This window comes from Candidatus Woesearchaeota archaeon (assembly GCA_020854775.1).
Classification (GTDB): Archaea; Nanobdellota; Nanobdellia; order Woesearchaeales; family 21-14-0-10-32-9; genus 21-14-0-10-32-9.
Map to the genome: position 1 here is coordinate 1 of JAHKLZ010000014.1, position 4,252 is coordinate 4,252.

At 31.1% G+C, this 4,252-nt stretch carries 8 protein-coding genes; all 8 read left to right on the plus strand.

Annotated elements, in window-relative coordinates:
• Positions 1–178: 178 nt before the first annotated feature.
• Positions 179–430 carry a hypothetical protein gene (locus tag KO361_03180; protein MCC7574571.1) on the plus strand — a complete coding sequence of 84 codons (252 nt, stop codon included), beginning with the start codon at positions 179–181 and terminating at the stop codon, positions 428–430.
• Between the two features lie 134 nt (positions 431–564).
• Positions 565–705, plus strand: a complete 141-nt coding sequence (locus KO361_03185) for a hypothetical protein (protein ID MCC7574572.1) — start codon at positions 565–567, stop codon at positions 703–705.
• 60 nt (positions 706–765) lie between these two features.
• On the plus strand, positions 766–921 hold the full coding sequence (locus tag KO361_03190) for a hypothetical protein (GenBank protein ID MCC7574573.1): 156 nt from the start codon (positions 766–768) through the stop codon (positions 919–921).
• A gap of 230 nt (positions 922–1,151) precedes the next feature.
• Positions 1,152–3,026: a hypothetical protein gene (locus KO361_03195; protein ID MCC7574574.1), complete on the plus strand. Its 1,875-nt coding sequence runs from the start codon at positions 1,152–1,154 to the stop codon at positions 3,024–3,026.
• A gap of 72 nt (positions 3,027–3,098) precedes the next feature.
• A complete protein-coding gene (locus KO361_03200; GenBank protein MCC7574575.1) occupies positions 3,099–3,314 on the plus strand; it encodes a hypothetical protein in 216 nt (71 codons plus the stop codon).
• A complete protein-coding gene (locus tag KO361_03205; protein MCC7574576.1) occupies positions 3,311–3,616 on the plus strand; it encodes a hypothetical protein in 306 nt (101 codons plus the stop codon). The genes KO361_03200 and KO361_03205 overlap by 4 nt, the downstream gene beginning before the upstream one ends.
• Positions 3,594–4,013 (plus strand): HNH endonuclease, encoded by a 420-nt coding sequence (locus tag KO361_03210; protein MCC7574577.1) that lies wholly within the window; start codon positions 3,594–3,596, stop codon positions 4,011–4,013. The genes KO361_03205 and KO361_03210 overlap by 23 nt, the downstream gene beginning before the upstream one ends.
• Positions 4,000–4,252 (plus strand): hypothetical protein (locus tag KO361_03215; GenBank protein ID MCC7574578.1); only part of this gene is annotated, 253 nt, incomplete at its 3' end. The genes KO361_03210 and KO361_03215, both read left to right, overlap by 14 nt.

The window sequence follows — 4,252 nt, forward strand, 5'->3', positions numbered from 1 at the left end:
AAGAAATCAACCGGAACGAAGTTTACGTGCCACAAATTGAAGGTAAATGGAATATGACAAAACTCTGTAAGGAATGTTTTGAAAAAGTATTAAACGACCAATTTAACGGAAACGGAAAAATAAAAGGAATGAAAAAATGATTAGTAATATTTATTGCTATTAAAATGTGAGGGTAAAAATGAAAGATAATTTTGAAGATAGATTTGAATTTGGTATAGAAAAAGATGAAGAAATTGGTATGTGTAAAGTAATGGTTTGGGATAAATGGGCGATTCATTCCACCAAAGGAATATATGATATTAAGCAGGGCAAATATAGATTTTGCGAAGATAATAAACTTGATATTGATGTTGCTATTGAACTTTTGAAAACTGAATTCAGACAACAAACTCCAATAACTGAAAGGAATAATGAAAATGCGAAAGTTTAGGCTACAGATAAAATTTGAAGCAGATGACGAAATCGATATAGGAGTTTTTAACCGGGTTGTAGATGATACAATTCGTTCAGCTATGAAAATCCAAAAATGCACAGTAACCGAAACCAGAGTAGAGGAGTTAGAAAATGAAAGAGAAGTTGGAAACTAAACTTCTGAAGCTATACCAAGCCAGAGATAAGATAGATGACAAAATAAGGAAAACCAAAATAGAGTTAAGGCGGGTAACGTTAGACGAGGTTTGGAGAAAAAGAGTTGTGAGGAAATAGTTTGACATTTCACATAAAAGAATATATAATAATAGATAAATATATTAATTAGGAAATTATATGAGAAAGAAAAAAGAAATCAAAATCTACTATAACACTTGGAAAAAGATTAAATTATATTCAGTTTATAAAAACAAGCCAATGTGTGTAATAGTAAAAGAGCTTGTAGACAAGTTGCCAGATAATGGCAAAGGCAGTTCCTCAAATTCAGGTTGAAAATACTGCCCGCCAAAATGTAGACATAGACAGTTCCTTTAAAAAATATCTTGCCATGATAAATTACTGTCCGTTTAAGATTAGGCAAAAGTGATTCCTTAACAAAAGCCAGCGGGGAAACCCGCCGATGAATATATCACTCGCCTAAAAATAGGCAAAGGTAGTTCCTTAATATTTGACAAAATGCGACAAATACTACCCGCCTAAAAATAAAAAAGGAGATAAATGAAATGAAATCTACACTGAAACTTTTTAAAGCCTTGCCAGTTAAAGGAAACCAGAAACCTTCGGAAAATCTATACAAAGAATTACTTAAACAAACCATTGAAAAAGGATTTGTATTTTCACCGGAAGTTGTAGCTGATTATAACGATTATAAAAGATTAATAAAACTTACAGAAGAAATTATCGGAATGTCCGGAGAACAAGCTAATATGACTTTTCATAAATCATGGAGAAAAGTCAAAGAGGTAAGTATCGAACAATTAGTTATTGAACAGCTAATTCATTATTTCACTACTTACGGATTTGAAAGATTGGGGATTTATGATTCTGATTCAGTCTATATTCCTAATGAAGTATTGGAAATTCCAGAACTAAAAGAAGGGATTACTTTAACAATCATTAAAGGATTAACCAAAAAGGAATTAAAATCTAAATTAATGACTTTGTTAAATTCAGGAATTGCCCTAAAAGAAGATACAATTCAAGATGTGATAGATGTAGCTCTATATGTAGGGGTAAACGAAAAAGACATTGAAAAAATCAATAACCGGGAAGTTAAGATTATCCTATATGAATATCTTAACATTTTACCTGAGAATCCAGTTGAATTTTTGAGATATGTGGTTTATGTAGCTACTAATGAAACCTTATTGATTAAATCTAAAAGTCTGATTGATAAGATAAGGGAATCTAAGAATGTTAAAGTAGTTAGATTATTTCAAAAATACGACCTTACTAAATTAGCTGAAATCTTTTTTCGGTATAAACCTATTTTTCTTGCATTTAGAACTAATCAAACAATGAAAACCTTAATCAATAAATTAAGAAAATTGGCAAATGAATATCATAAACCAATGCCAGAAGATTATTTGAACTCAATAACTGCCAAAATTAAAAACAATATATCTATTAACATTAAAGAACTTGAAAACTACCTTGAAAAGGTAACTACGTTCAGGAAGATAAGATTAGCTTATGCTTTAAAATTTCGAACTAAAAAAGATATAGATTCAATTTTATACAGGATACGAAACGGAAAATCTTATGCTGATAGTCTTGATATTCCTAATAAAGAAAAATATCGTATCTTTACTCAGCAGATATTGGATATAGTTATAGACTCAATAATTAAAGACTTAAATGTCAAAGGCAAAAAAATCTATATTCCTGAATTTATCCATTATGCCTTGCCAACTACTGAAAAGCAGTTTACAGGGAATTTTCCTTCCGGGACTTACGTTGAACTTGATAGAGACATGGTATTTGGAATTAACTGGAAAAATATACAAGGGCATAGGATAGATTTGGATATGTCTTTAATCTCTGAAGAAGGGAAGTTTGGTTGGGATTCTTTTTATCGAAACGAGAACAGAACTTTATTATTTTCAGGGGATGTAACTAACGCACCAAGAGGGGCTACTGAATTATTTTATGTATCAAAAACTCCTGAAAGTAATTATATCGTGAATGTGAACTATTTCAACTACAATAAAGATGTACCAGTACCTTATAAGATTGTAGTAGGAAAAGAAAATAGCAAAAACATGAGTGAAAATCGAATGGTAGACCCGAATAATATCGTAGCTATCACTAATTCAGAAATTAAACATAAACAGAATATAATCGGGTTATTAACTACAAATGGAGATAAGACAAGATTCTATTTTGCCGAAACTTCTATCGGAAATACTATAACTTCCGGATTAGGAAATGTAGCAAACTGGAGCAGAAAATACTTACTTAATTACTATACTAATTCAATCAATTTTAAAGATATATTAATTAAAGCAGGGGCAAAATTGGTAGAAAAAGAAAAATGCGAAATTGACTTATCACCTGAAAATATCGATAAAAATACATTTATAGATTTATTGAAATAGGAAGGATAAAATCAGGCAAGGGTTTGCATTAGCCCTGTTTTCTCTTGCCTGCCTTCCTGAAAAGGAGGGGAAATGACAAAATGCCACCAGTGTGAATATTGGGAAAGTGATAACAGAATAAAAGGAAAGTGTTTGAACGGAATTTTTTTTAATGAACAATATAATAAATTCAGTTATGATGATTTAGTTCCATATCTCCAGTTCGGTTGGGATAAAAAAACCATTATATCTTTGGGAACAGATTGGGAGTTTCAATGCAAATACGGAAAACGAAAGGAGAAAAAATGACAAATAAAGAATGGCTGGAAAAGGTTAAAAAAGATGATGATGGGACGATAGCAGAAACTATTGCAAAAGCAAGAAAAAGTTTATTCGCCGACGAGGGAGCAATATCAGAATTTATTATGAATTATCGTAAATTAAAAGCCCTCGAAATTATTGCAGAGGAATTGATTGAATTTAAGGAAATAATAAATTTTGCATTATTACATCATAGTTTTATGGGATTAAGAAAAGAACTTGTAGAAGCATTTGGGGAAGAAGAAGTTAAAAAAGCGGAAAAGGCTAATGAAGAAAAAACGAAAATCTAAAATCTCTTTAAGAGAGAAGAACATCAAAATAAAAACTTTAGATGGCTATTGGTCTAAATGTATAAAAGCCAGAGATAAAAAATGCGTCTTTTGTGGCAATACCAATATGAGTGAATTAGAAGCTCATCATATCAGAGGAAGGAGGCATTCAGAAGTTAAGTTTGACCTTAAAGACGGAGTAGCTTTATGCAAACCATATAAAGGGTGCAACGGACATTATAGGGCGCACCACGAATACGAAATGTATGAATGGATTAAGGATTATATAGGGAGGGACGTATATGATGATTTAGACAGAAGGTCGTATCAGGTTAAACGCTGGACTCCGCTTGAAAAAAGAGATTTATTGAATTATTTTAAGGAGTATTTAAAGGAGAATGGAGATGGGGAGAAATAAAACATATAAAAGTTTAATGACTTTAGACGAGGCGATATTACTAATAGACGAAACTTTTGACGGATATTATGAATGTATGGAATACAGAAAAAGAGGAGATAAAAAACTATATCCCAAGACCACTATGAAAGCAGATAAAAAAGCATTGATTGCCAAAATAATGGAATGGGAATATAAAGCCGGGTTATTGGATTATATTAATCCTGAAAATAGAAAAAAAATAGAAGGGGAATATCAAG